Origin of the sequence: Clostridium sp. ZBS15, assembly GCF_023845705.1 — a bacterium.
In the GTDB taxonomy this organism is placed as follows: Bacteria; Bacillota; Clostridia; order Clostridiales; family Clostridiaceae; genus Clostridium; species Clostridium aquiflavi.
Genome location: NZ_JAMQHY010000010.1, coordinates 62383 through 88936, shown reverse-complemented (window position 1 = coordinate 88936; position 26554 = coordinate 62383). Strand labels below are relative to the sequence as shown.

Sequence of the window (26554 nt, the reverse complement as noted above, 5' to 3'; positions counted from 1 at the left end):
CTGTTTTTGAAATCTAATAATAGATACTTAGGTGCACTTATGATTGCTCCATTTATAATATTTATTTTTCTTGGAGGAATTTATCTTAAATCATTTGTTATTTTATTATCAGCAATGGGACTTTGGGAATTCTACAATGCTTTAAAAAAGAAGGACTTTAATCCAATATCAGTTTTTGGATATGCATTATTAATTATGTATTATTTTTTAAATAATGATTTTAATATAATGATGTATGTAGTAGTTCTTGCCATGTTTATATTGTTGATTATTCCAGTAATAAATTTAGATTATACATTTATAGATGTTTCTTTAACATTTTTAGGTTTTATATATGCTGGTATTTTATTTAGCTTTGTATATTTAGTTAATGCAAAACATCATGGAGAATTTTTAGTTTGGCTTATATTTATAGGATCATGGATGACAGATACAAGTGCATATTACTCAGGAAAATTTTTAGGTAAACATAAACTTTGTCCAAAGGTTTCTCCAAAGAAAACAATTGAAGGATCTATCGGAGGTCTTTTAGGCGCAATTTTATGTTGTGGTATATTTGGAATTATAGTTAATAAATATGTATATGTCATGCCTTTATATCATTATTTTATTATAGGAGCTTTGTGTGGTGTGTTTAGCCAGTTTGGAGACTTAGTAGCCTCTTCAATAAAAAGATATGTAGGAATAAAAGATTACAGCAATTTAATACCTGGTCATGGTGGAATATTAGACAGATTTGATAGTATAATTTTTTCATCAACAGTTGTATTTTATTACTTAAATTTTATAGTTGGAATTTAATATTTATTAAAAAATCTGTAGATTTAAATTTAAGTCTGCAGATTTTTTTTGTTGTAAAATTTAAAAATATAGATTTTGTTAAAGATAAATAATAATTAAATTGTTACTTAGGGCATATATTATAAAAAGTGATTTTAGGGTGGTGTATAGTATTTTTGAGAAATATAAAAAAATAATATCTTTAACAGTATTACTTTTTATAATAGTTATAATTACATATATTATAAAATATTATTTTAAACCTTTTTTAGCAATGATATTTATATCCATAATAGCTGCTCCACTATATAAGCTTATGATAAAATTAAATATTCCATATAAGATTTCAGGAGCTCTAAGTATTGTTTTAGTTAATATACTTTTAATATTGATTATATTATATTTAGGAAATGAAATATTCAATGTATTTCAAAAGATATATTTGAGTAATGTAAACACAATAAATAGAATTATACAAGATATTTCATTAGAACTTGATTTGCAATTAAAAAAGCTTGATTTGGGTAAGAGTGTAATATCCATAATAAATCAAGAAAGTATAAGAAGAGGGGCACTAACTACAGGTGAAGGAATAATAGCTTATTTTATAGGAAATATATGTGCTTTCTTTATATTAGTAGATGGGGAAAAAATAAAAAGTTTAGTTTTAATGTTATTTCCAAGTGAAATGATTAAAAAAATAAAAAAACAAAAAGAAAATTTTAGTCAAATGTGTTTGATAGAAATAAGTTTAGTTTTGATATCAACACTTGAGATTATAGGAGGATTCTTTATATTAAATGTATCTAATTATTTTATATTAGGAATACTTTGTGGTATTTTAGATGTGTTACCTTATGTAGGAACTATAATTGTATTTATTCCAATTATAATATACAATATTGTAATGAAAGATTATCTTACTGCATTTGGACTTATGTGTTTATATATATTAGTTCAAGTCATAAGAGAAATTTTAGAAGCAAAATTTTTAAGTGATAAACTAGATATACATCCTTTAATTGTATTAATTTCTATATATATTGGGGTAGAAGTATTTGGGATTTTAGGAATACTAGTTGGACCTATGTACAGTATTTTGGCAAAAGAAATAGTATATAGTTCTAGTTAAACAATTTATAAAAATTAGTAGCATTTTATAATGTACTTTAGGAGGAAAGAAATGAAAAAGCTATCTATATTAGGGGTTACAGGTTCAATAGGAACTCAAGCCTTAGATGTAATAAAAAAATCAAATGGAGAATTAAAATTAATTGGAGCAACCGCTAATTCTTCAGTAAATAAAATGATTGAAATTATTGAAGAATTTAATCCTAAATATGTAGGTATGATGGATAAGACTTCTGCAGAGAAATTAGAAAAATACTGCAAAGAAAGAAATAAGCCAACAATAGTTTTATCTCAAATGAAGGGTCTTAATAAAATAGCATCTCTAGAAGAAATTGACATAGTTTTGACATCTTTAGTTGGTATGATAGGCTTAGAGCCAACATTAGAAGCGATAAAGGCAAAAAAAGATATAGCACTTGCAAATAAAGAGACATTAGTTGTTGCAGGTGAACTTGTTATGAGTGAAGCTAAAAAAAATAATGTTAAAATACTTCCTGTTGATTCAGAGCACAGTGCTATTTATCAATCTTTAAGAGGAAATGATTTAAATACTTTAAATAAAATAATACTTACAGCATCAGGTGGACCTTTCAGAGGTAAGAAATTATGTGATTTAAATGATATAAGTGTCGATGATGCTTTAAATCATCCTAAGTGGAATATGGGAAGAAAGATTTCTATTGACTCAGCTACTTTAATGAACAAAGGTCTTGAAGTAATAGAGGCACATTGGCTTTTTGAGTGTGATTATGATAATATACAAGTTGTTATTCATCCTCAAAGCATAGTACATTCTATGGTTGAATATTGTGATGGAAGTATAATAGCACAACTTGGAGCAGCAGATATGAGACTGCCAATACAATATGCTCTTAATTATACAGAAAGAAAAAATTTAATAGCAAAAACATTAGATTTTTATGAAGTATCACAGTTAACTTTTGAAAAACCGGATTTAGAAACTTTTAAGCCATTAAAATTAGCGTTTAAAGCAGGTAAACAAGGTGGACTTATGCCAACTATATTAAATGGTGCTAATGAAGCGGCAGTAGCATTATTTTTAGACGAAAAAATTGAGTTTTTAGATATTTTTAGTATTATAGAAGAATGTATGAATGCATTTGAAGAAGAAAGTAAAAAGCCTTTAACTTTAGAGAATATAATTAAAATAGATAGAAAAGTTAAAAAATATGTAGTAGATATGAAATAGGAAAGGATGAAAAAATATGAATCTAGTAGCTATACTAGGGGCTATTTTAGCGTTTAGTGTTTTAATAATTGTACATGAACTTGGCCATTTTACATTAGCAAAATTAAATGGAGTAAGAGTAGAGGAATTTGCTATAGGAATGGGCCCTAAGGTGATTTCTAAAAAAGGAAAAGAAACAACATATTCATTACGTCTATTTCCTATTGGTGGTTTTGTAAATATGATGGGTGAAGAAGAGGCAGTTCAAGACGAGAGGAGTTTTTCAGAAAAATCGCCTCTTAGAAGGATAAGTATTATAATAGCTGGAGCTGCAATGAATTATATATTGGCAATAGTAATATTTGCGTGTATTGCAGGAAAATTTGGATATAAAATTCCAGAAGTAGTAAATGTTCTTCCAGACTATCCAGCCATAGAATCAGGATTACAAGAAGGCGATAAGTTTATAAAAATAGATGGTTCAAGAGTTTTTACAGCAGATGATATTACAACAGGAATACTTATGGCAAAGGGTGCTCCTGTTGATCTTACAGTAAAAAGAGGAAATGAAATTAAAAACTTTACTGTAACACCAAAATTAAATAAAGAAAACGAATATATGGTAGGTATAGGCTTTGGAGTAGAAACTAATCCAAGTATAGGAGCTAGCTTGAAACATAGTGTTAATCAAACAGCTTCTGTAGTATCTCAAACATTTAAAGGTCTTAAAATGATATTTACAGGAAATGCAAATTTAAAAACAGATGTGGGAGGCCCACTTACAATAATTAAAATGTCAGCTAAAACAGCTGAAAATGGTATATGGACTTTAATGAGATTCGTTGGATATATAAGTGTTAGTTTAGCAGTATTTAATATGTTACCATTCCCAGCTTTAGATGGAGGTTGGACAGTAATACTATTAATTGAATTAATAACAAGAAGAAAAGTTCCAAATAAGATAGTTGAAAATTTAAATTATGTAGGATTTATGTTACTTATAGGTCTTATGATTTTAGTAACTATTAAAGATATCATATTCCCTGTTAAGTTTTAGGAGATGAAAATATGGAAAGAAGAATTTCAAAGAAAGTTAAAGTCGGAAATACTTATGTTGGTGGAGATGCACCAATAACTATTCAATCAATGACTACTACTGATACAAGAAATGTAGAAGATACATTAAATCAAATAAATGAACTGTACAAAGTTGGCTGTGATATAGTGAGATGTGCAGTATTAGATATGGATGCAGCAAAAGCACTAAAGGAAATAACAACTAAATCACCGATACCAGTAGTTGCAGATATACATTTTGATTATAGATTAGCAGTTGAATCAATAGAAAGTGGTGTATCTGCATTAAGAATTAATCCTGGCAATATTGGAAGTGAAGAAAAAGTAAAGATAGTTGCAGAAAAATGTAAAGAAAAAAACATACCTATAAGAATAGGTGTTAACTCTGGGTCTTTAGAAAAAGATATATTAGAAAGAGATGGAAAACCTACAGCACAAGGTTTAGTTGAAAGTGCTCTAAGACATGTTAAGATTTTAGAAAAATTAGATTTTAACGATATAGTTATTTCAATAAAATCATCAGATGTAAGGATGATGATAGATTGTTATAGATTAATAGGAGATAAATGTGATTATCCTCTTCATTTAGGGGTTACAGAATCAGGAACTGTAACTAAAGGTACAATTAAATCAAGCATAGGTATAGGAACTCTTTTAGCTGAGGGAATAGGTGATACGATAAGAGTGTCTTTAACTAGTGATCCTGTTGATGAAATTAAAGTTGCAATAGAAATACTTAAGTCATTAGGATTAAAAAAAGGTGGAGTAAACTTTGTATCTTGTCCTACATGTGGAAGAACTCAAATTAATCTTATTAAGATAGCAAATGAAGTTGAAAAAAGATTAGAAAATTGCAATAAAGATATTAAAGTTGCTGTTATGGGATGCGTTGTAAATGGTCCTGGAGAAGCAAGAGAAGCAGATATTGGAATTGCTGGAGGTAAAGGTGAAGGAATCATCTTTAAAAAAGGCGAAATAATTAAAAAAGTTAAAGAAGAAGAGTTAATAAATGCTTTGATGGAAGAAATAAATAATATTTAGTTTAGAAGATAAAAAGGATATTTTGTGATTTATAAATTAAGCATTATAATATAAGAATAAGTATAGGGGGATGAAAATCCCTCTATTTATTCTTTAGAGAGGAGAGTGGTTCTTATTAGTCAAGACTTTATAAAACAATTAACAAAAGAAATTAATAAGAATGAAATTTTAGAAAATAAAGAAATAAGACTATTAAGATTTCAGTTTTATAAAAAAAGTCAAATATTAAAAATAGTGCTGAAATCATTAGAATCACTTACAAGTCAAGAAGAAGAATATTTGAAAAAGTTAATTATAGATAATTTAGGATTTAATATAGATATAGAATTTTTGTGTTATCTAGATGTTAGTAATACATCATTAGAAGAAATTAATTCAAAATATTGGATTAATATTGCAGAAGAAATAGCAAAAAAATACCCTCTGTGTCGTTCTATATTATATTCCAAGAACAGAAAAGTTGATGAAAAAGTTATAAATATATATTCAGGAAATGAAACTTTAATAAATCATGCTTTAAATAAGAAAATAGATAAATTGCTTCAGAATAATATAAAAGATATTTTTAGTATTTCAACAAAAGTTAATTTTAGTTTTGATTCAAATTTAATGATTGGTGAAGAATATGAAGCAAGTAAAAAAGAAGAAAATATTAAAATAATAAAAGAAGTTATGAATAATAGAACTATAAGTTCAGATGGTTCTAGTTCAAAAGTATCTAAATCACAAAAATCCGGTGAAAATAATTATAGAAAAAATGATAATAAGCCCAATTATGCTTCTTACAAGAAAGAACCAAAGGATGAAAATACTATTCTTGGAAGAGGTATAAGGATGGAATCTACACCTATAAAAGATATAGATGAAACAACTGGATATGTAGCTATTATAGGTGAAATTTTCAAAACAGATATTATAGAAACTAAAACAGGAAAAACAATATTAACTTTTTATATTACAGACTATACAAGTTCTATCACTGTAAAGTGTTTCTTAAAACCTCAAGAAAAAGAAGCGGTATTGGATGAAGTCAAAAAAGGACTTTATTGTAAAGTTAGAGGTGAAGCTGTATTTGATACTTATGCAAGAGAAGTAGTAATAATGGGTAGAGATATAGCTAGAATGAAAAAAATTGATAGAATGGATGGAGCTCAGGAAAAGAGAATAGAACTTCATCTTCATACTAATATGAGTAGTATGGACGGTATTACATCTGCATCTAAAATAATAGAGACTGCTGCAAAATGGGGGCATGAAGCAATTGCAATAACGGATCATGGTGTAGTTCAGGCATATCCAGAAGCACAACTTGCTTCTAAAAAAAATAAAATAAAGATATTATATGGAGTTGAAGGTTATTTAGTTAATAATGGGGTTCCTCTTGTAATAAATGAAAAAGGTTATACATTGGATGATACATTTGTTGTTTTTGATTTAGAAACAACCGGATTTTCTCCTGTTAATGATAAAATAATAGAAATTGGAGCAGTTAAGATTAAAAATGGTGAAATTATAGATAAATTTAGCTGTTTTGTTAATCCAAAAAGAGATATTCCATATAAAATCACACAACTTACAAGCATTGACAATAATATGGTTAAAGATGCAGACATAATAGAAAATATACTTCCGAAATTTATGGAGTTTTGTGAAGATACTGTAGTAGTTGCACATAATGCAGCATTTGACACGGGTTTTATAAAAAAGAATTGCAGAGATTTAAATATAAGGTTTGATCTTCCAATATTGGATACAGTTACATTATGTAGATTTTTATATCCTGAATTAAAAAAGGTTAAACTAAATATAGTTGCTAAATTCTTGGGAATTTCTCTTGAAAATCATCATAGAGCAGTAGATGATGCAAAAGCAACAGCAGATATACTTTTAAAATCTTTTGAGAAAATAGAAGAGGATTTTGAAATAAATGATTTGAAATCTTTAAATGATTTGTTTTTATCAAAAGTGGATATAAGAAAGCAACCAACTTATCATATTATTATTTTAGCTAAGACGCAAGCAGGATTAAAAAATTTATATAAATTAGTATCTAAATCTCATATAGATAATTTCTTTAGAAGACCAAGAACACCAAAGACTCTACTTTCTGAATTTAGAGAAGGCTTAATTATAGGGTCTGCATGTGAAGCAGGAGAAGTATATAAAGCTGTATTAGAAGGACGAAGTGATGATGAAATAAAAGAAATTATAGAATTTTATGATTACGTTGAAATTCAACCTATAGCTAATAATAATTTCCTTATTGCAAAAGGGTCAGTTAAAGATGAAGAAGAATTAAGAGAGATTAATAGAAAAATATATAGATTGGGTAAGGAATGCAATAAACCTACTGTTGCTACAGGAGATGTACATTTCTTAAATCCTAATGATGAAGCTTTTAGAAGAATAATTATGGCAGGGCAAGGCTTTTCTGATGCAGATAATCAGCCACCACTTTATTTAAAAACAACAGAAGAAATGTTAAAAGAATTTTCTTATTTAGGAAAAGATATCGCAAAAGAAGTTGTTATTGATAATCCTAAAAAAATATCTGATAGTATAGATGTGTTAAAGCCAATACCAGATGAAACATATCCACCTAAAATTGAAGGTGCAGAAGAAGATATAAAGAATATGACATTGAATAAAGCTCATGCTATTTATGGAGAAGTTCTTCCAGAGGTAGTTCAAAAAAGACTAGATAAAGAACTTAACTCTATAATAAATAATGGATATGCCGTATTATATCTAATAGCTCAAAAACTCGTTGCTAAATCTACGGAAGATGGTTATTTGGTTGGTTCAAGAGGATCCGTTGGGTCTTCATTTGTAGCAACTATGTCTGATATCACTGAAGTTAATGGATTGCCACCGCATTATGTATGTCCTAAGTGTAAGAAATCAGAATTCTTTTTAGATGGTTCAATAAGTTCAGGGGCAGATTTACCAGATAAAAATTGTCCTGATTGTGATGTACCATATATAAAAGATGGTCATGATATACCGTTTGAAACCTTCTTAGGGTTTGAAGGAGATAAAGAACCTGATATTGACCTTAACTTTTCAGGAGAGTATCAAGGGGTAGTACATAGGTATACAGAAGTACTATTTGGTAAGGGTCATACATTTAAAGCAGGAACAATTGGAACAATAGCAGAAAAAACAGCTTATGGATATGTAAAAAAATATTTAGATGAAAGAGAAATTATAACCTCTTCAGCTGAAATAGAAAGACTTACACTTGGTTGTACAGGAATAAAAAGAACTACAGGACAACATCCAGGTGGAATAATGGTTGTACCAGCTGATAATGAAATTTATAATTTTTGTCCTATACAACATCCAGCTGATGATAATGATACAGATGTTGTAACAACACATTTTGATTATCATTCAATAAGTGGTAGATTATTAAAATTAGATATACTTGGACATGATGATCCTACTGTTCTTAGAATGTTACAAGATTTAACAGGACTTGATCCGAAAACAATACCTTTAAATGATGAAAAAGTTCTTAGTCTTTTTACATCACCAGAAGCATTAGGCGTTACAAAAGAGGAACTAGAATGTGAAGTTGGAAGTTATGGACTACCTGAATTTGGTACCAAATTTGTAAGAGGGATGCTTGTTGATACACAGCCTAAGACTTTTGCAGATTTAGTAAGAATATCAGGACTTTCCCATGGTACGGATGTTTGGCTTAATAATGCTCAATATTATATAAAAGAAGGCTTTACTACATTAAGAGATTGTATAGCAACAAGAGATGATATTATGGTTTACTTAATGTATAAAGGACTACCACCAAAGAATGCATTTACAATAATGGAAAAAGTAAGAAAAGGAAAAGGTCTTTCAGAAGATGATGAAAAACTTATGAAAGAACATGAAGTACCAGAATGGTATATTGGATCATGTAAAAAGATAAAATATATGTTCCCTAAAGGTCATGCTGTTGCATATGTAATGATGGCTGTTAGAATAGCATATTACAAGGTATATTATCCAGAAGCATATTATGCAACTTATTTTACAGTTAGAGCTGATGATTTTGATGCGAACTTAGTGTGTCTTGGAGACGGTGCTGTGCATACAAAACTTCAAGAATTATATGAGCTTGGAAATAATGCAAGTGTAAAAGACAAAGGATTAATAACTGTATTAGAATTATGCTTTGAGGCTTATAAAAGAGGCGTGAAATTCTTACGAGTAGATTTATATAAATCAGAAGGAATAAAATTTAAAATTGAAGATGGAGCACTTCGCTTACCATTAAATTCTTTGCCTGGAGTTGCGGATAATGCAGCCAAAAATATAGTAGAAGCAAGAGTAAAAGGTGAATTTATATCTAAAGAAGATTTAAGAATAAGAGCAGGAGTTTCAAAAACTGTTATAGAAAGTTTAAGCAATCATGGATGCTTGGATGGTTTATCAGAAACGAATCAATTATCTTTATTCTAGAAATACTAAGACTTAAAAATATACCTTTAATGTAAAACAAAAGAATGAATTAATATCTAAATTCAAGCTTTTATTTATAACTCTTGTATTTATCTATTATTTATGATATTATGTACTTAGTTTTTAATGTCAATAGGCTATAAAAGTGGAGTGGGAAATTACCCGCTCTTTCTATTTGTAACGCAACTACTTTAATATAGTTGCGTTTTTGATTATGATTTTATAATTAAAAACGAATGCATTAATTTTAAAACTGAATATAGCAGAGGAGGTTTCATAAATTTGAGAAAAGATATGTTACTTGAAAAAGTAGAAGAATTAGTTAAACCAATAGTAGAAGAATTATCATATGAGTTATACTATTTGGAATATGTAAAAGAAAATGGCGAATATTATTTAAGAATTTATATTGATAAAGAAGAAGATAGTATATCACTAAACGATTGCGAAAAAGTTTCAAGAAGAGTTAGTGAAATACTAGACGTTGAAGATCCAATTGAAGATTCATACTATTTAGAAGTTTCTTCACCAGGATTAAATAGAGGACTTTATAAAGAAGAACATTTTAAAAAGTTTATTGGAAGAGAAGTTTTAGTAAGATTTAATGGATCTTTAGAAGGTATGAAGAAAATACAAGGTATATTAAAAGAAGCTGACAATGAGTTTATAACAGTTCAGGGAGAAAAAGAATTAAAAATTCCAACTGAAAAAATAAAAGGTGCAAACTTAGAGGGAGAAATATAAATAAGGAGGAGATTAAAATGAATGAAGAGTTTGTAGGGGCTCTTAAAGAGATAGTAAAGGAAAAAGGAATATCAGAAGATTTACTTTTTACTACTATTGAAGATGCAATGGTTGCTGCGTATAAAAAGAATTATGCAAATTTAAATACATCAGCACAAAATGTTAAGATAAGTATAAATAGAGAAAATGGGGAAATTCACGTATATGCTCAAAAAATGGTTGTTGATGAGGTTTATGATGAAGTAACAGAAATTTCATTAGAAGAAGCCAAAGCAATTAACCCTAAGTATGAAGTTGATGATATTGTGGATTTAGAAGTAACTCCTAAAAACTTTGGAAGAGTAGCAGCTCAACTTGCTAAACAAGTAGTTACACAAAGAATTAAAGAAGCTGAAAGAAATATAATTTATAGTGAATATAAAGAAAAAGAATTTGATATAATAACAGGTACTATATTAAGAAAAGATAAAGGTATGGTTTTTGTTAGTTTGGGCAAGATTGAAGGTATAATAGGTCCTAATGAACAAATGTCAAATGAAGACTATAGATTTAATGAAAAATTAAAACTATATATAGTTGAAGTTAAAAATACTTCAAAAGGAGCTCAAGTTCATGTCTCAAGAACACATCCAGGTTTAGTTAAGAGATTATTTGAATTAGAAGTTCCAGAAATATTTAATGGTGTAGTTGAAATTAAGAGTATTTCAAGAGAAGCAGGATCAAGAAGCAAGATAGCAGTGTATTCTAACGATGAAGAAGTAGATGCAATGGGAGCTTGTGTAGGTCCTAAAGGTGTTAGAGTTCAAAATATAGTAAATGAACTTAAAAATGAAAAAATAGATATAATAAAATGGAGTAAAGATCCAGCAGAATTTATTTCTAATGCATTAAGTCCAGCAAAAGTAATAAGTTCAGAAATAAATGAAGATAGCAAATCAGCTAAAATAGTAGTTGCTGATGATCAACTTTCATTGGCTATTGGTAAAGAAGGCCAAAATGTAAGACTTGCAGCAAAACTTACTAATTGGAAAATAGATATAAAAAGCAAGTCACAACAAGAAGCTTTAGAAGCAGAAGAAGAAAAGGCTATAGATCAAGATGTAGATATGTCAGAAGAAACTATAGGAAATGTGGCTGAATTAGATCTTAAATGTGAAGATATAGAAGAATAGGAGAGGTGTTTTTAATGAAAGTTAAGAAAATTCCTCTAAGAATGTGCACTGGTTGCATGGAAATGAAACCTAAGAAAGAACTAATAAGAATAGTTAAAAGCCCAGAAGGTGATATATCAGTTGATCTAACTGGTAAAAAATCAGGAAGAGGTGCTTACATTTGTAGAGATATAGAATGTTTTGAAAAAGCATTTAAAGCTAAAAGATTAAGTAGAAACTTAGATAGCTCTATAAGTGAACAAATATATGAAAGACTAAAGGATGAAATAGAAAATGAATAAGTTCTATAATTTTTTAGGTATTGCCAAAAAATCAGGAAATTTGTTAGAGGGTTATAGTAAATGTGACGATTTAAGAAATAAACTTGATATTTATTTGTTTATAATATCTAATGATTTATCACAGTCTTCAAAAGAAAAATTTATAAAACATTGTGTTCAAAGAAATATACCATATATTAATAGTTTCTCCAAAGAAGAATTAGGAAGTCCTATTGGTCGTGATCAAATTATGATACTAGGAATCCTAGATAAAAATATGGCAAAAAAATTGCTTGAAATATATGAGGAGGAGAAACAATATATGAGTAGATAATAATAACGGGGGTGACTTTATGTCAAAAATAAGAGTATACGAATTAGCAAAAGAACTTAATGTAAGTTCAAAAGATTTAATAACATTATTAATGGATGAGTTTGGTGTGGAAGTTAAAAATCATATGAGTGCTATTGAGGATGAAGAAGCTCAATTAATAAAAGAATTATTAGCAACTAAACCAGAATATGCTGAAGGAAGTTCAGAAGAAGCAAAAAGTTTAGTTGATGAATATGAAGAAATTCTACAAAACGAGCTTAACAAAGCTAAAAAGAAAAAGAAAAAGAATAAAAGAGAAGATAAAGACGATGAAAATGAAGAACTTGAGACTGAAGTAATTGAAATTGGAGAAACTATTACAGTTAAGGAATTAGCTGAAAAATTAAATAAACCTTCAAATGATGTTATCAGAACATTAATTTTCTCAGGAGTTATGGCAGCAATAAATCAAGAAATAGATTTCGCAACAGCTGAAAAAGTATGTGAAAGCTATGGTGTAATACTAGAAAAGTTAGAAGTTACAGAAGAACTTGAAGCAGTAGAAGTTGAAGAAGATGATGAAGAAAATCTTGCAAAAAGACCACCAATAGTAACTGTTATGGGTCATGTTGACCACGGTAAAACATCGTTACTTGATGCTATAAGAAAAGCAAAAGTTACTGATACAGAAGCAGGTGGTATAACTCAACATATAGGAGCTTATACTATAAATATAAATGGTGAAGAAATTACATTCTTAGATACTCCAGGCCATGAAGCTTTTACAGCAATGAGAGCACGTGGAGCACAAGTAACAGATGTAGTTATATTAGTTGTTGCAGCTGATGATGGAATCATGCCTCAAACTAAAGAAGCAATTAATCACTGTAAAGCAGCTGGCGTACCAATGGTTGTTGCTATAAATAAAATTGATAAACCAGGTGCAAATCCAGATAGAGTTAAACAAGAATTAACAGAACATGGATTAGTAGTAGAAGAGTGGGGCGGAGACGTTATATGTGAAGAAGTATCTGCAAAGAGTAATTTAAATATTGACAAACTACTTGAAATGGTATTACTTACAGCTGAAATGCTTGAACTTAAAGCTAACAAAGAAAGAAAAGCAAAAGGAACAGTAATCGAAGCTAAGCTTGATAAGGGTAGAGGTCCAGTTGCTACATTATTAGTTCAAAATGGTACTTTACATGTTGGTGACGCAATTATTGTAGGATCTACATATGGTAGAATAAGAGCAATGTTTGATGATACAGGTAAAAAAATCAAATCTGCTGGTCCATCAATTCCAGTTGAAGTTTTAGGTCTTTCAGAAGTTCCAGAAGCTGGAGATAGATTTAATCAAGTGAAAGATGAAAAAACAGCTAGAATAATGGCAGATAAGAGAAAAGATAAAGAAAAATCTGACTCATTAATGAGTGGTAATAGAGTTTCTTTAGAAGATTTATATAGTCAAATTAAAGAAGGAAAAGTTAAAGAACTTGGTATAATAGTAAAAGCCGATGTTCAAGGATCAGTTCAAGCTATTAATCAATCACTAGAAAAACTTTCAACAGATGATGTTAAAGTAAGAGTAATTCATGGTGGTGTTGGTGCAATAACAGAAACTGACATAACTTTAGCAACTGCTTCAAATGCAATAGTTATTGGATTTAATGTAAGACCTGATAATAATGCAGTAGCACAAGCTGATAAAGAAAATGTAGAGATAAAAACTTATAGAATAATTTATGATGCTATAGAAGATGTTAAATCAGCTATGATAGGAATGCTTGAACCAGAATATAAAGAAGTTATTTTAGGATCAGCAGAAGTAAGAGAAACTTATAAGATTTCAAATGTTGGAACAATTGCTGGTTGTTATGTACTAAATGGTAAGCTTCAAAGAAATGCTGAAACAAGAGTTATAAGAGATGGTATAGTTATTTTTGAATCAAGCTTATCATCATTAAAGAGATTTAAAGATGACGTTAAAGAAGTTAATACTGGATATGAATGTGGATTGACAGTAGAAAAATTCAATGACGTTAAAGAAGGCGATATCCTTGAATGCTTTATGATGGAGGCAATCAAGAGAAAAGAGCTATAAAGAGGTGATGTAAATGCCAAACTATAGAGGCGGCAGAATTAACGAAGAATTTAAAAGAGAAATAAGTAACATTATTCAAAATGAAATTAAAGACCCTAGACTTACTGCTATGATTTCTGTTACAGACGTTAAGGTTACTAAAGACTTAAGATATGCTAAGGTATATGTAAGTATATTCTCAACAAAAGAGGAAGAAAAAAAGGATAACTTTACGGCTTTAAAGAGTGCTAGTGGATTTATAAGAAAAATCCTAGGTCAAAGAATAAATGTAAGACACAACCCAGAAATATTATTTGAATTAGATGACTCAATAAATTATGCAATGCATATTGATGAGTTAATTCAAAAGGTAAAAGATAAATAATGTCTTTACAAAGTATAAAGGAAGAGATATTAAAAGCTAAAAAGATTGGATTATCTTTTCATACATCTCCTGATGGAGATGCTATAGGAAGTACTTTATCACTTCTTAAAGCACTTAGAACTATAGGAAAAGATGCTTATATTATTTCAAGAGATGTTATCCAAGATAACCTCTCTTTCCTTTCTTTATCTGAAGAAGTTGATGGAAATACACTAGAACCAGACCAATACACTGATTTAGTTATAGTAATGGATTGTGGTAATGTAGAGAGAATTTCTGCAAATTTAGATAATTATAATGGAAAAATTATAAATATTGATCATCATTTATCAAATGAACAATATGGATATATAAATTATGTAGATCCTAAAGCAGCAGCCACAGCAGAAATATCATATTTACTTATAAAAGAATTAGGTATTGATCTTAGTAAAAAAGACGAGAATAATTTAGAGATGGCAAAAGCAATTTATACATCTTTAGTTACAGATACGGGGTCTTTTAGACATTCTAATGTTACAAAGAGAACACACACAATAGCTTCAGAACTTATAGGGTTAGGATTAGACAATAGTAAAGTACACAGCAGTCTTTTTGATAATAGGGAATTTAATAAAATAAAATTAATGGGTTATGTGTTATCAAATTTAGAATTAGCATTAAATAATAAAGTAGCAGTAATGGAAATACCATATCATATACTAGAAAAATTTAATTTATTAACAACAGATACTTCAGATATAATTTCTTTTGGTCTTGGAATAAAGGGCATAGAAGTTGCTATATTATTAAAAGAATCAGAAAAAGGAATTAAAACTAGTTTAAGATCAAAAAACAATGTTGATGTAAGAAAAGTAGCAGAAATATACGGTGGTGGTGGACACATTAAAGCAGCAGGTGCCCTTCAAAAAGGTGTAAATTTAGAAGAAGCTAAAAATAATTTACTAAAAACAATAAAAGAAGAGATGAAGTTATGAATGGTGTACTAAATGTATTTAAAAATAAAGGAATGTCTTCTTTTGATGTAGTTAGAAAAATAAAATTTACAGCAAAAGAAAAAAAAGTTGGACATACAGGAACTCTTGATCCAGAAGCTGAAGGTGTTTTACCAGTTTGTCTAGGAAAAGCAACTAAGATTATAGATTATATAATGAATTCTAGAAAAGTATATAAGGTAAAATTGTTGCTAGGTAAAAATACAACTACCTATGATTTAGAAGGTGAAGTTGTAAAAGAAAGAGACACTTCTCATATAAAAGAAAATGATGTAAAAGAAAGTATACTTTCTTTTATGGGGGAATATGATCAAGTCCCACCAATGTATTGTGCATTGAAACAAAATGGAGTAAGACTTTATCAACTTGCAAGACAAGGAATTGAAGTTGAAAGAGAAGCAAGACGTATTACTATTTATGATATTTGTGAGATTGATTATGATTTACCGTATGTGTCTTTTAAAGTTACATGTTCAAAAGGTACATATATAAGAAGCTTATGTTATGACATTGGTGAAAAATTAAATGTAGGAGCAACCATGGTTAATTTAATAAGAACTGAAACTTCTGTATTTAAAGAAGAAGATAGTATTAATATTGAAGATTTAACACCAGAAAATATTGAAAGCTATATAATAAGTATGGAAGAGGCACTTTCATCTTATCCTAAATTGACAGTGAATACTTCATTTACAAAATTATTAGTCAATGGAGTAAAGGTATATGATAAAAGATTAAGCGATGAAGTTATAGAAAATAATATTTTGTATAGAGTATATAATAAAGAAAATACTTTTATAGGACTTGGCATGAAAGATAGCAAAGGATTTAAGATACAAAAGTTATTATTTTAAAGTGGGAGTAATAAAGATGATTATTATAGAAAACAACTTTGAAGATGTACAAACTTATGATAATTATGTTGCTCTTGGAAGTTTTGATGGATTACATATAGGACATTTATCATTAATAGATGAAGTTACCAGGATAGCAAAAAAAAATAATGGTAAAAGTATGGTCTTTACATTCAAAAATCATCCAAGAAAATTTATAAATCCAAGTAATACTCTTAAACTTTTGATGGAAAATGATGACAAGATAAAGATGTTAGAAGATAAGGGTATTGATATAGCATATTTTGCAAATTTTAATGAAGAATTTATGAAAATAACACCAGAAGAATTTATAAAATTTCTATGTATTAATTTAAATATAAAAGGAATAGTAGTAGGCTTTAATTATAAATTTGGATATAAAAATTCAGGTGATACTAAACTTTTAAAAGAACTTGAAAAAAAATATGAATACGAATTACATGTTATGGATTCATGTACATATAAAGATGAAGTTATAAGTAGTACTCGAATTAGAAAAGAATTAGAAGCTGGTAATGTTTCAGAAGCTAGTATCATGTTAAATAGACCATATATTATAAAAGGCGAAATTGTACATGGTCGAGAAATTGGAAGAATGATGGGATTTCCGACGGCTAATTTAAAGTATAATAAAGACATTATTTTACCTAAAATAGGTGTATATTATACTAATGTTAGAGTCAATAATAAAATATATAGAGGAATCACTAACATAGGAAATAATCCAACAGTTAATGGCAAAGAGATTACTTTAGAAACTAATATTTTAAATTTTGATGATGACATTTATGGAAAGATTATGGAAGTTAATTTTATAAAAAAAATAAGAGATCAAAAGAAATTTGATTCTGTAGATGATTTAGTAAATGAACTTAAAAACAATAAATTATTTGCAGAGAAAGAAGAAATAGTTGTTAAATAATATTTATTTACAATAATCATTAGTTTTGATATAATACACATTGAACCTACTTCTAAGTTTGAAGGTGCCATCTTTTTACTTGGAAATAAGGGGATAAAATACACGGAGGTGCACTTATGGATAAGGCAAGAAAATTAGAAATTATTAAACAATACGGAAGAAGTGAAGGAGACACTGGTTCACCAGAAGTTCAAATCGCTTTATTAACAGAAAGAATTAACTCATTAACAGGACATTTAAAAGTTCACAAAAAAGATCATCATTCAAGAAGAGGTCTTTTAATGATGGTTGGACATAGAAGAGGTCTTCTAAACTATTTAGCTGATCAAGATATCGAAAGATACAGAACAATAGTAAAACAATTAGGTTTAAGAAGATAATTTTTAGAGCGGATCTTCCGCTCTATTATTTTAAAAAAATTATAAAAAATATAAAGAGAGTTTGAAAGGAGGGTTTCAAAGATGAATAACGTTTTATCAACTAACATTGCTGGAAAAGAAATGAAAGTTGAATTCGGGAAAATAGGTATGCTATCAAATGCAGCTACATTCATGAGCTACGGAGATACTGTTATTTTAACTAATGTTAATGCATCAAGTGAGCCAAGAGTAGGAATTGATTTTTTCCCTCTAAGTGTTGAATATGAAGAAAGATTATATGCGGTAGGTAAAATACCAGGTGGTTTTATAAAGAGAGAAGGAAGACCGTCAGAAAAAGCTATATTAAATGGTAGAGCTGTAGATAGAACTCTAAGACCTTTATTCCCAAAAGGATATAGAAATGATGTTCAAGTAGTTTGTACTGTTGTTTCTGTAGAAAAGGATAATTTACCAGAAATATTAGCTATTAATGCAGCATCAATGGCATTATGCTTATCAAGCATACCTTTTACAATCCCAGTTGCAGCTGTTCAAGTCGGACTTATAGATGATAATTTTATTGTTAATCCAAATGCAACTGAACGTGAAGAAAGTACTCTTCATTTAACAGTTTGTGCAACTAAAGAAAGAGTAATGATGATAGAAGCAGGTGGAAATGAAATTCCTGAAGATACTATGATTGCTGCTATTAAATTTGGATTTGATGAATGTCAAAAAATAATTAACTTCCAAGAAGAAGCAGTTAGTAAATTTGGTAAGGAAAAAGATGTTCCAACATTATTTACTGTTGATGAAGAAGTAGAAAAAGATATAAAAGAATTTGCTTCAGATATGATAAAAGAAGCCATGTATATAACTGATAAAGATGAAAGAAATGCAGCTATAGATGCTGTTAATCAAAAAGTTAAAGAAGAATTTGGCGAAAAATATGAAGATAAATTTGGAGATATAAAAGAAGTACTTTATAACATGCAAAAGAAAGTCGTAAGACATATGTTATTAAAAGACAAGAGAAGACCTGATGGAAGAGCTTTTGATGAGGTGAGACCTTTAGGCTGTGAAGTTGGATTACTTCCAAGAACTCATGGAACAGGATTATTTACAAGAGGATTAACTCAAGTAATGACAGTAGCAACATTAGGTGCTGTAGGAGATATACAAATCTTAGATGGAATAGATGAGGCTCAATCAAAGAGATATATGCATCACTATAACTTCCCAGGATATAGTGTAGGAGAAGTAAAACCTTTAAGAGGACCAGGTAGAAGAGAAATAGGTCATGGAGCTTTAGCAGAAAGAGCACTTGAACCATTAATCCCATCTGAAGAAGAATTCCCATATACAATTAGATTAGTATCAGAAGTATTAAGTTCAAATGGATCTACTTCACAAGCATCAGTTTGTGGGTCAACATTAGCATTATTAGATGCAGGTGTTCCAATAAAAAGACCAGCAGCAGGTATTGCTATGGGATTAATTACTTCAGAAGACTTATCAGAAGAACAAGTATTAACTGATATTCAAGGAATAGAAGATTTCTTCGGAGATATGGACTTTAAGGTAGCAGGTACTACTGAAGGAATTACATCAATCCAAGTTGATACTAAGCTTAAAGGATTTAGTTTTAATGTAGTAGAAAATGCAATTCGAGATGCTAGAAAAGCTAGATTAACTATAATAGATAAAATTAATGAATGTATATCAGAACATAGAGAAGATGTTTCTTTATATGCTCCAAAGACAGAAACAATTCAAATAGATCCAGACAAGATAAGATCTGTAATAGGCGCAGGTGGTAAAGTTATCAATAAGATAATTCAAGATACAGGCGTTAAAATTGATATAAAAGAAGATGGATCTGTATTTGTAAGTTCAAGTGATCACGAAGGTGTTAAAGAAGCAATAAAGATAATCGAAGGATTAACTAAAGATGTTAAGGCTGGAGAAATTTATTTAGGTAAAGTAACTAAAATAACTACATTTGGAGCTTTTGTTGAAATTCTTCCAAATAAAGAAGGCTTAGTTCATATATCTAAATTAGATAAAGAAAGAGTTAATAAAGTAGAAGATGTTGTTTCTGTAGGAGATGAAATCTTAGTAAAAGTTACTGAAATTGATTCACAAGGTAGAATAAATCTTTCAAGAAAAGATGTTCTTTTAGATCAAGAAAACAAAGAAGAAAAATAAAGGGCAATTAAATTGCCTTTTTATTCTTTTTTCATATGTTTTTTATATAAATATATATAAATTAATGACTTTAAAATCGCTTTGGCGATTTTTTTATTATAATCATTTAAAATTTCCCCTTAACATATAGCATGGATTGTAATTGTTAGTATATAAATATAATAATAAAAAAATTTCATATTAAAATTTATTATGGGAAAAATATTTTTATACCTGCATGATTTTAAGTAATTCATAGATGGAAGGAGAGCAATAATTATGTATAATACGTATACTTTAGATAATGGACTTAGAGTTATAACAGAAAAGATAGATCACTTAAATTCAGTAAGTGTTGGAATAATGATACAAAATGGTTCTAGAAATGAGGTTGAGGAAGTAAATGGAATATCTCATTTTATTGAACACATGTTTTTTAAAGGAACTAAAAAAAGAAGTGCAAAACAAATAGTAGAAGAAATAGAAAATGTAGGTGGACAAATAAATGCATTTACTAGTAAAGAAGCAACTTGCTATTATATAAAAGCGTTAAATACTCATTTAGATTTAAGTTTAGATGTACTTTCAGATATGATATTAAATTCAAATTTTGATGAAGAAGAAATAGAAAAGGAAAAAGGTGTAGTAATAGAAGAAATTAATATGAGTCAGGATTCGCCAGAAGATGTGTTAGATGATGAACATTCAAGGGCTGTTTTTAGAGAGAATCCATTATCATATCCTATACTTGGAACTATACCTAAAATAAAATCTTTTACTAGAGAAAAAATTTTAAATTTCATATCAGAAAAATATACTCCTTACAATTCAGTAATATCAGTTTGTGGAAAATTTGATGAGAATGAATTGAAAAAATTAATAGAAGATTGTTTTGGTAGTTGGAAAAGTAAAGAAAAATACATACCTGAGTATAATACACCAATAATACATTGTAAATCAGGATATGTGAATAAAGAGATAGAGCAATTACATATTTCTTTAGGGTTAAAGGGGTTACCATATAGAGATAAAAATAGTTATCCATTAGTACTTTTAAACAATGTTTTGGGTGGAGGAGCTTCTTCTATACTTTTTCAAAAAGTAAGAGAGGAATTAGGACTATGTTACACAATTTGTTCTTATTTGCAACCGTTTCAAGGTATAGGAACTATAAATATATATACAGGTCTGAGCAAAAATTATGCACATAAAGCACTTGAAGTTATAAATAAAGAAGTAATAGAATTCTCAAATAATGGAATAACAAAGAATCAATTAGAAATTAGTAAAGAGAAAATAAAAGCTACGTATATTTTAGGACTAGAAAGTACGAGTTCAAGAATGTTTGCAAATGCTAAAAGTTATCTTTTTACTAATGAGGTATTTACAGAAGAGGAAGTTATAAGAAGAATAGATGCTATAAATCAAAATGACATACAAAACGTTTTAGATGAATGTTTTAAACCAGGAATATTAAATGCTGGCTATGTAGGTCAAGAGGTAAATCACAATGAGTTAAGTAGAATAATATTGGCAGATACAAAAGCATATAATAATTCTTCAAATAGAGATAAAGTTAACATATAAATTTATTTTGTAATAAATATACTTCTTTAATCATATTATGTTATGAGCAAATAAGGAGGATATATATTATGGGAGAATTAAATAATATAAAATATTTAAGTGATATAGAGAAATATGAGTTGATAAATATAAATGATGGTGAAAAATACGATTATTTGGCAAATAATGATTTAATAATAGATGATGATGGAAACTTTAAATTTTTAATTATTAATACAAGTACTAGCAAATTTAGCATGTTTGGTAGCAAAGAGTTTTTAGAAATTCCTTGGGAATGTGTAAAAAAAATAGGGTCTAAAACAATAATACTTGATGCAGATGATGAAATAGTAAAAAAAATTAAACTTTAAAAAAAGTTAAACTTTAAAATGGTATGCAAATATTATATTATTAAGGATGTAATATTTGTAATCATGAAGGGAGGATATTTATTAAAATAAATTAAGTATAAAGACTTATATTTAACTATTTTGATAAATAATTAAACACATGAAGATAGTTGTTCAAAAATTTGGAGGAACTTCGGTTTCAACACCAGAAAAAAGACAAAGAGTAATTGAAAAAGTAAAACAAGCAAAAAAAGAAGGATATAATCCAGTTGTAGTTGTTTCTGCAATGGGAAGAAAAGGTGAGCCTTATGCAACTGATACATTATTATCTTTAGTAAATGAAGATTTTAAAATATCCAATAAACTAGCTCAAGATTTACTTATGTGTTGTGGTGAGTTTATTAGCTCTGTTGTAATGAGTAATGATTTATATGCTGCAGGAATAGATGCAGTTCCATTAACAGGTGGGCAAGCTGGAATTATAACTAATAACAATTTCACTGATGCAAAATGTATAGATACTAATCCAAAGAAAATATTAGACTTAATATCTCAAGGTAGAATTCCTGTAGTTACAGGTTTCCAAGGAATGTGTGAAGATGGATATTTTACAACACTAGGAAGAGGTGGAAGTGATACAACAGCATCAATACTTGGAGTTGCCCTTCAAGCAGAAAGTATAGAGATTTACACTGATGTAGATGGTATTATGACAGCTGATCCAAGACTTGTAGAAGACGCTAGTTTAATAGATGTAATAAGCTATAATGAAGTTTTTCAATTAGCTGATCAAGGTGCTAGTGTTATTCATCCAAGGGCAATAGAACTAGCAATGAAAGCTAATATTCCTTTAGTTATTAAGAATACAATGAGTAATTGCAAAGGAACGTTAATAAATAACTTTGGTGATAAAGAAAATGAAAGAATTATAACAGGAATAACACATCAAAAAGATAGAATTCAAGTTTTAATTAAGCTTGTTGAAAATGAAGGAAACATGAAATATCAAGATGTATTAGACTTATTAGCTGCAAATAAAATAAGTCTGGATCTAATAAATATATTTCCTGATAGACAAGTATTTACAATAAATTCTAAAGTTAAAGAAACTGTAGAAAATATATTGACTAATTTTAATTTAAAATATCATTTAATAGAAGAGTGCAGCACTATAGCAGTTATAGGCTCTAGAATGAATGGAAGACCAGGTGTTATGGCTAAAATAATTAAATCTTTAGTTACAGCCAATATAGAAGTATTACAGACAGCTGACTCTAATATGACAATTTGGTGTTTAATTCATTCGAAAAATACTAAAAAAGCTATAAATGTACTTCATAAAACTTTTAATTTATCTTAGATGAAATAAGTAGGTATATAATAATTCCTTCCGTACAAAATAATTGTATGGGAGGAATGTTTTTATGAACAATATATTCAATGGTGAAAATAATAATGAAAAAAATTACAACAGTGAAGCCGAAAACAAAATGCAATCTATAAGGGAATTTGGAAATACAGCCCCTGTAACGCCAAATAAAAGTATACAAGTTTTGTCTATAATAGGTCAAATAGAGGGTCATATGGTATTACCACCTCAGACTAAAGCAACAAGATATGAGCATATTATACCTCAATTGATAGATCTAGAACAAAACGATAATGTTAAAGGTATTCTAATTGTATTAAATACTGTTGGTGGAGATGTAGAGGCAGGTCTTGCTATTGCAGAAATGATAAGAAGTATATCTAAGCCAACTGTATCAATAGTAACAGGCGGAGGTCATTCAATAGGAGTACCTCTTGCAACAGCTTCAGATTATTCTTTTATCACTCCATCTGCAACAATGATAGTTCATCCAGTTAGAATGAATGGATTTATAATAGGAGTAGCACAAACTTTTGAATACTTTAAAAAGATGCAAGAAAGAATAAATGAATTTATTACAAGGACATCACATATTAAAGAAGAAGAATTGGAAAATTTCATGCTACAAACAAATGAATTATTAAATGATGTGGGAACAATACTTATTGGTAAGCAAGCAGTTGATTGTGGACTTATAGATGAAGTTGGCGGAATAAAAGAAGCCTTATCAAAATTAAAAGAATTAACTGAATAATAATTAAGTATTTAAACAGCTATAGAAAAAAATTATAGCTGTTTTTTATTTTTAGTGGTATCTTATTAAAGGAGAAGTTTTATCTATGTAGAAATAATTAACAATGAGGTGATTAAATGTGAGCAGAAGTGGAACTAAAAGAAGCAATAAAAAAACTAAAAAAGAAAGCAATATAAATAATGATATATTAGGAATAATATATATGGCAATAGGCGTAATACTTGCCATAGCTATATACACTTCTTTAGCAGGATTACTATCCTCTTTAGCACAAAATTTTTCTTATTTATTAATAGGTGTAGGCTCTTATGCAATACCTATATATCTAATATATTTTGGTTTTCAATATATCAAAACTAGAGGTAATGTAAAGTTTGGGAAAAGATTTTTAGGAATATTAATGTTAGTATTAATATTAATATTAACCTGCTCAGTTATAAATATTCAAATGATGAATGATACAGATAGTTTTGGAGATAACATTAGATTTATTATTGATAATAAGGGAAGTTTACATGGTGGATTAATAGCTTATTTTATATGTTACCCTTTATATAGGTTTATGGGGGCAATAGGGACTTATATATTATTTTTCACTTTATCTGCTATTGCACTTATATTAATATTTGATATCAATTTATATGATTTAGTGATTGTAGCCAAAGACAAAGGAAAAAAAATAAAAAGCGAGAGAAATGTAAAATCTAAATTTAAAAAAGATGTTAAAGTTTTAGATAATACATTTGTAAACGTGGTTGAAAAAGATGAAGACGTTCCAATAATTAGCAAAGAAAAAGATGCTTTTTTATCAAGTGTAGATAAAAAAATAAAGATTTTAGATTTTATGAAAAATGATAATATTAAAGATGATGTAGAAGGTGAATTCTCGTCTGATATAGAAAATCAAATTACTGAAAATATTGTAGAAGAGAAGAAAGCCACTCATAAAAAAATAAAATTAAATAGTGAAGAAAAACAAAATATGAGCAGTGAAATAGAAGAAAATCTTTATCAAGAACAAGATAAAGAGAATATGCCATATTCTTATCCAGGTTTAGAACTTTTAAAGATTAACAAAAAACTTAAGGGTTCTGATAAAAAAGAACTGATAGAAAATGCTAGCAAGCTTGAAGAAATATTGTCAAATTTTGGGGTGGATGCAAAAGTGACTCAAGTAACAAAGGGTCCATCAGTTACAAGATTTGAATTACAACCAAGCCCTGGGGTTAAAGTTAGTAAAATAGTTAATTTATCAGATGATATAGCTCTTGGATTAGCAGCGTCAGGAATTAGAATAGAAGCACCTATTCCAGGAAAGGCAGCTATAGGAATAGAAGTTCCTAATTCATATCAAGTAGCAGTATTTTTAAGAGAAGTTTTAGAATCAAAAGAATTTATTAATTCAAGTAAAAAATTAGCTTTTGCTCTTGGAAAAGATATTTCAGGGAAATGCGTTGTAGGAGACTTAAGTAAGATGCCACATACATTAATTGCAGGGGCAACTGGTTCAGGAAAAAGTGTATGTATAAATTCTTTAATAATAAGTCTATTATATAAATATAGTCCAAATGAAGTTAAATTGCTTATGGTGGATCCTAAGGTTGTTGAACTAAATGTTTATAATGGAATACCACATCTTTTAATTCCAGTAGTTACTGATCCTAAAAAGGCAGCAGCAGCACTTAATTGGGCAGTAAATGAAATGACAAAAAGATATAAGCTTTTTGCTGAAATGGGTGTTAGAAATATGGAATCATATAATGAATTATTTAATAAAGGAGTAATAGAAGAAAAACTTCCTTATATAGTAATCATAGTAGATGAATTGGCAGATTTAATGATGGTTTGTCCTAATGATGTAGAAGATTATATAGGTAGATTAGCACAAATGGCTAGAGCAGCAGGTATGCATTTAGTAATAGCAACTCAAAGACCATCAGTAGATGTAATAACAGGTGTAATTAAAGCTAATATACCATCTAGAATATCATTTGCAGTTTCGTCTCAAATAGATTCTAGAACAATACTTGATAGTTCTGGTGCAGAAAAACTTCTTGGTAAAGGAGATATGTTGTATTATCCAGTTGGTGAAAGTAAACCACTTAGAGTACAAGGTTGCTTTATATCAGAAGAAGAGGTAGAACAAGTTATATCCTTTGTAAAATCAAGTCAAGGTACTAGTAATTATGAAGAAGAAATAATAGAGCATATAAATAATGAAGCTCAATCATCAATATCAGAAAATGGTGATGATGTTGATGAACTACTTAATGATGCCATAAATGCGGTAATTGAATACGAGCAAGCATCAACTTCTTTTCTTCAAAGGAAACTTAGGATAGGATTTAATAGGGCTTCTAGAATAATGGATCAGTTAGAAGAAAGAGGTATAATATCTGAAAAAGATGGAAGTAGACCAAGAAAGATATTGATTACCAAAGAAGAATTATATGATGATAAAGATGAGAATTAAAAAAGAAAACTTAAATAATTAATTATAGTTGATAATATAGCTATAAATATTATAATTAATTTGGT

At 28.5% G+C, this 26554-nt stretch carries 22 protein-coding genes; all 22 read left to right on the top strand.

Features of this window, described 5'->3' with window-relative positions; all coding sequences use genetic code 11:
- Positions 1-6 precede the first annotated feature (6 nt).
- The 22 genes from NG904_RS05290 to NG904_RS05185 all read left to right on the top strand — a co-directional run bounded on the left by NG904_RS05290 (position 7) and on the right by NG904_RS05185 (position 26489).
- Positions 7-801 carry a phosphatidate cytidylyltransferase gene (locus NG904_RS05290; protein WP_252212861.1) on the top strand — a complete coding sequence of 265 codons (795 nt, stop codon included), beginning with the start codon at positions 7-9 and terminating at the stop codon, positions 799-801.
- A gap of 142 nt (positions 802-943) precedes the next feature.
- Complete coding sequence (locus tag NG904_RS05285; RefSeq protein WP_252212860.1) at positions 944-1912, top strand: AI-2E family transporter; 969 nt, start codon at positions 944-946, stop codon at positions 1910-1912.
- Between the two features lie 51 nt (positions 1913-1963).
- A complete protein-coding gene (gene dxr, locus NG904_RS05280; protein WP_252230326.1) occupies positions 1964-3121 on the top strand; it encodes a 1-deoxy-D-xylulose-5-phosphate reductoisomerase in 1158 nt (385 codons plus the stop codon).
- A gap of 16 nt (positions 3122-3137) precedes the next feature.
- Positions 3138-4157, top strand: a complete 1020-nt coding sequence (locus tag NG904_RS05275) for a M50 family metallopeptidase (protein WP_252230324.1) — start codon at positions 3138-3140, stop codon at positions 4155-4157.
- A gap of 11 nt (positions 4158-4168) precedes the next feature.
- On the top strand, positions 4169-5218 hold the full coding sequence (ispG, locus tag NG904_RS05270) for a flavodoxin-dependent (E)-4-hydroxy-3-methylbut-2-enyl-diphosphate synthase (RefSeq protein WP_252212857.1): 1050 nt from the start codon (positions 4169-4171) through the stop codon (positions 5216-5218).
- A 105-nt stretch (positions 5219-5323) separates the two neighbouring features.
- Entirely contained in the window at positions 5324-9682 is a 4359-nt protein-coding gene (locus NG904_RS05265) for a PolC-type DNA polymerase III (RefSeq protein ID WP_502801452.1), read from the top strand.
- A gap of 282 nt (positions 9683-9964) precedes the next feature.
- On the top strand, positions 9965-10426 hold the full coding sequence (gene rimP, locus NG904_RS05260; protein WP_252212856.1) for a ribosome maturation factor RimP: 462 nt from the start codon (positions 9965-9967) through the stop codon (positions 10424-10426).
- Between the two features lie 17 nt (positions 10427-10443).
- Positions 10444-11598: a transcription termination factor NusA gene (gene nusA, locus NG904_RS05255; protein ID WP_252230322.1), complete on the top strand. Its 1155-nt coding sequence runs from the start codon at positions 10444-10446 to the stop codon at positions 11596-11598.
- Positions 11599-11612: 14 nt separating this feature from the next.
- Positions 11613-11879 carry an RNase P modulator RnpM gene (gene rnpM, locus NG904_RS05250; protein WP_252212854.1) on the top strand — a complete coding sequence of 89 codons (267 nt, stop codon included), beginning with the start codon at positions 11613-11615 and terminating at the stop codon, positions 11877-11879.
- Positions 11872-12192: a ribosomal L7Ae/L30e/S12e/Gadd45 family protein gene (locus NG904_RS05245; RefSeq protein WP_252212853.1), complete on the top strand. Its 321-nt coding sequence runs from the start codon at positions 11872-11874 to the stop codon at positions 12190-12192. Before rnpM ends, NG904_RS05245 begins: the two co-directional genes overlap by 8 nt.
- 19 nt (positions 12193-12211) lie before the next feature.
- Positions 12212-14275: a translation initiation factor IF-2 gene (gene infB / locus NG904_RS05240; protein ID WP_252212852.1), complete on the top strand. Its 2064-nt coding sequence runs from the start codon at positions 12212-12214 to the stop codon at positions 14273-14275.
- Positions 14276-14288: 13 nt separating this feature from the next.
- Entirely contained in the window at positions 14289-14639 is a 351-nt protein-coding gene (rbfA, locus tag NG904_RS05235) for a 30S ribosome-binding factor RbfA (protein WP_003374634.1), read from the top strand.
- Positions 14639-15616, top strand: a complete 978-nt coding sequence (locus NG904_RS05230) for a DHH family phosphoesterase (RefSeq protein WP_252230320.1) — start codon at positions 14639-14641, stop codon at positions 15614-15616. Before rbfA ends, NG904_RS05230 begins: the two co-directional genes overlap by 1 nt.
- Complete coding sequence (gene truB, locus NG904_RS05225; protein ID WP_252230318.1) at positions 15613-16488, top strand: tRNA pseudouridine(55) synthase TruB; 876 nt, start codon at positions 15613-15615, stop codon at positions 16486-16488. The genes NG904_RS05230 and truB overlap by 4 nt, the downstream gene beginning before the upstream one ends.
- A 16-nt stretch (positions 16489-16504) precedes the next feature.
- Positions 16505-17431 (top strand): bifunctional riboflavin kinase/FAD synthetase, encoded by a 927-nt coding sequence (locus tag NG904_RS05220; protein WP_252212849.1) that lies wholly within the window; start codon positions 16505-16507, stop codon positions 17429-17431.
- A gap of 116 nt (positions 17432-17547) precedes the next feature.
- A complete protein-coding gene (gene rpsO, locus NG904_RS05215; RefSeq protein ID WP_003373351.1) occupies positions 17548-17811 on the top strand; it encodes a 30S ribosomal protein S15 in 264 nt (87 codons plus the stop codon).
- 81 nt (positions 17812-17892) lie between these two features.
- Positions 17893-19998 (top strand): polyribonucleotide nucleotidyltransferase, encoded by a 2106-nt coding sequence (locus NG904_RS05210; RefSeq protein WP_252212848.1) that lies wholly within the window; start codon positions 17893-17895, stop codon positions 19996-19998.
- Positions 19999-20256: 258 nt separating this feature from the next.
- Positions 20257-21564, top strand: a complete 1308-nt coding sequence (locus NG904_RS05205) for a M16 family metallopeptidase (protein WP_252230316.1) — start codon at positions 20257-20259, stop codon at positions 21562-21564.
- Positions 21565-21632: 68 nt separating this feature from the next.
- Positions 21633-21914, top strand: coding sequence for a YlmC/YmxH family sporulation protein (locus NG904_RS05200; protein WP_252212846.1), 282 nt, complete (start codon positions 21633-21635; stop codon positions 21912-21914).
- 139 nt (positions 21915-22053) lie between these two features.
- Positions 22054-23253 carry an aspartate kinase gene (gene dapG, locus NG904_RS05195; RefSeq protein WP_252230314.1) on the top strand — a complete coding sequence of 400 codons (1200 nt, stop codon included), beginning with the start codon at positions 22054-22056 and terminating at the stop codon, positions 23251-23253.
- Positions 23254-23317: 64 nt separating this feature from the next.
- Positions 23318-24016: a ClpP family protease gene (locus NG904_RS05190; RefSeq protein WP_252230312.1), complete on the top strand. Its 699-nt coding sequence runs from the start codon at positions 23318-23320 to the stop codon at positions 24014-24016.
- A 118-nt stretch (positions 24017-24134) separates the two neighbouring features.
- Positions 24135-26489 (top strand): DNA translocase FtsK 4TM domain-containing protein, encoded by a 2355-nt coding sequence (locus NG904_RS05185; protein WP_252230310.1) that lies wholly within the window; start codon positions 24135-24137, stop codon positions 26487-26489.
- Positions 26490-26554: the final 65 nt, after the last annotated feature.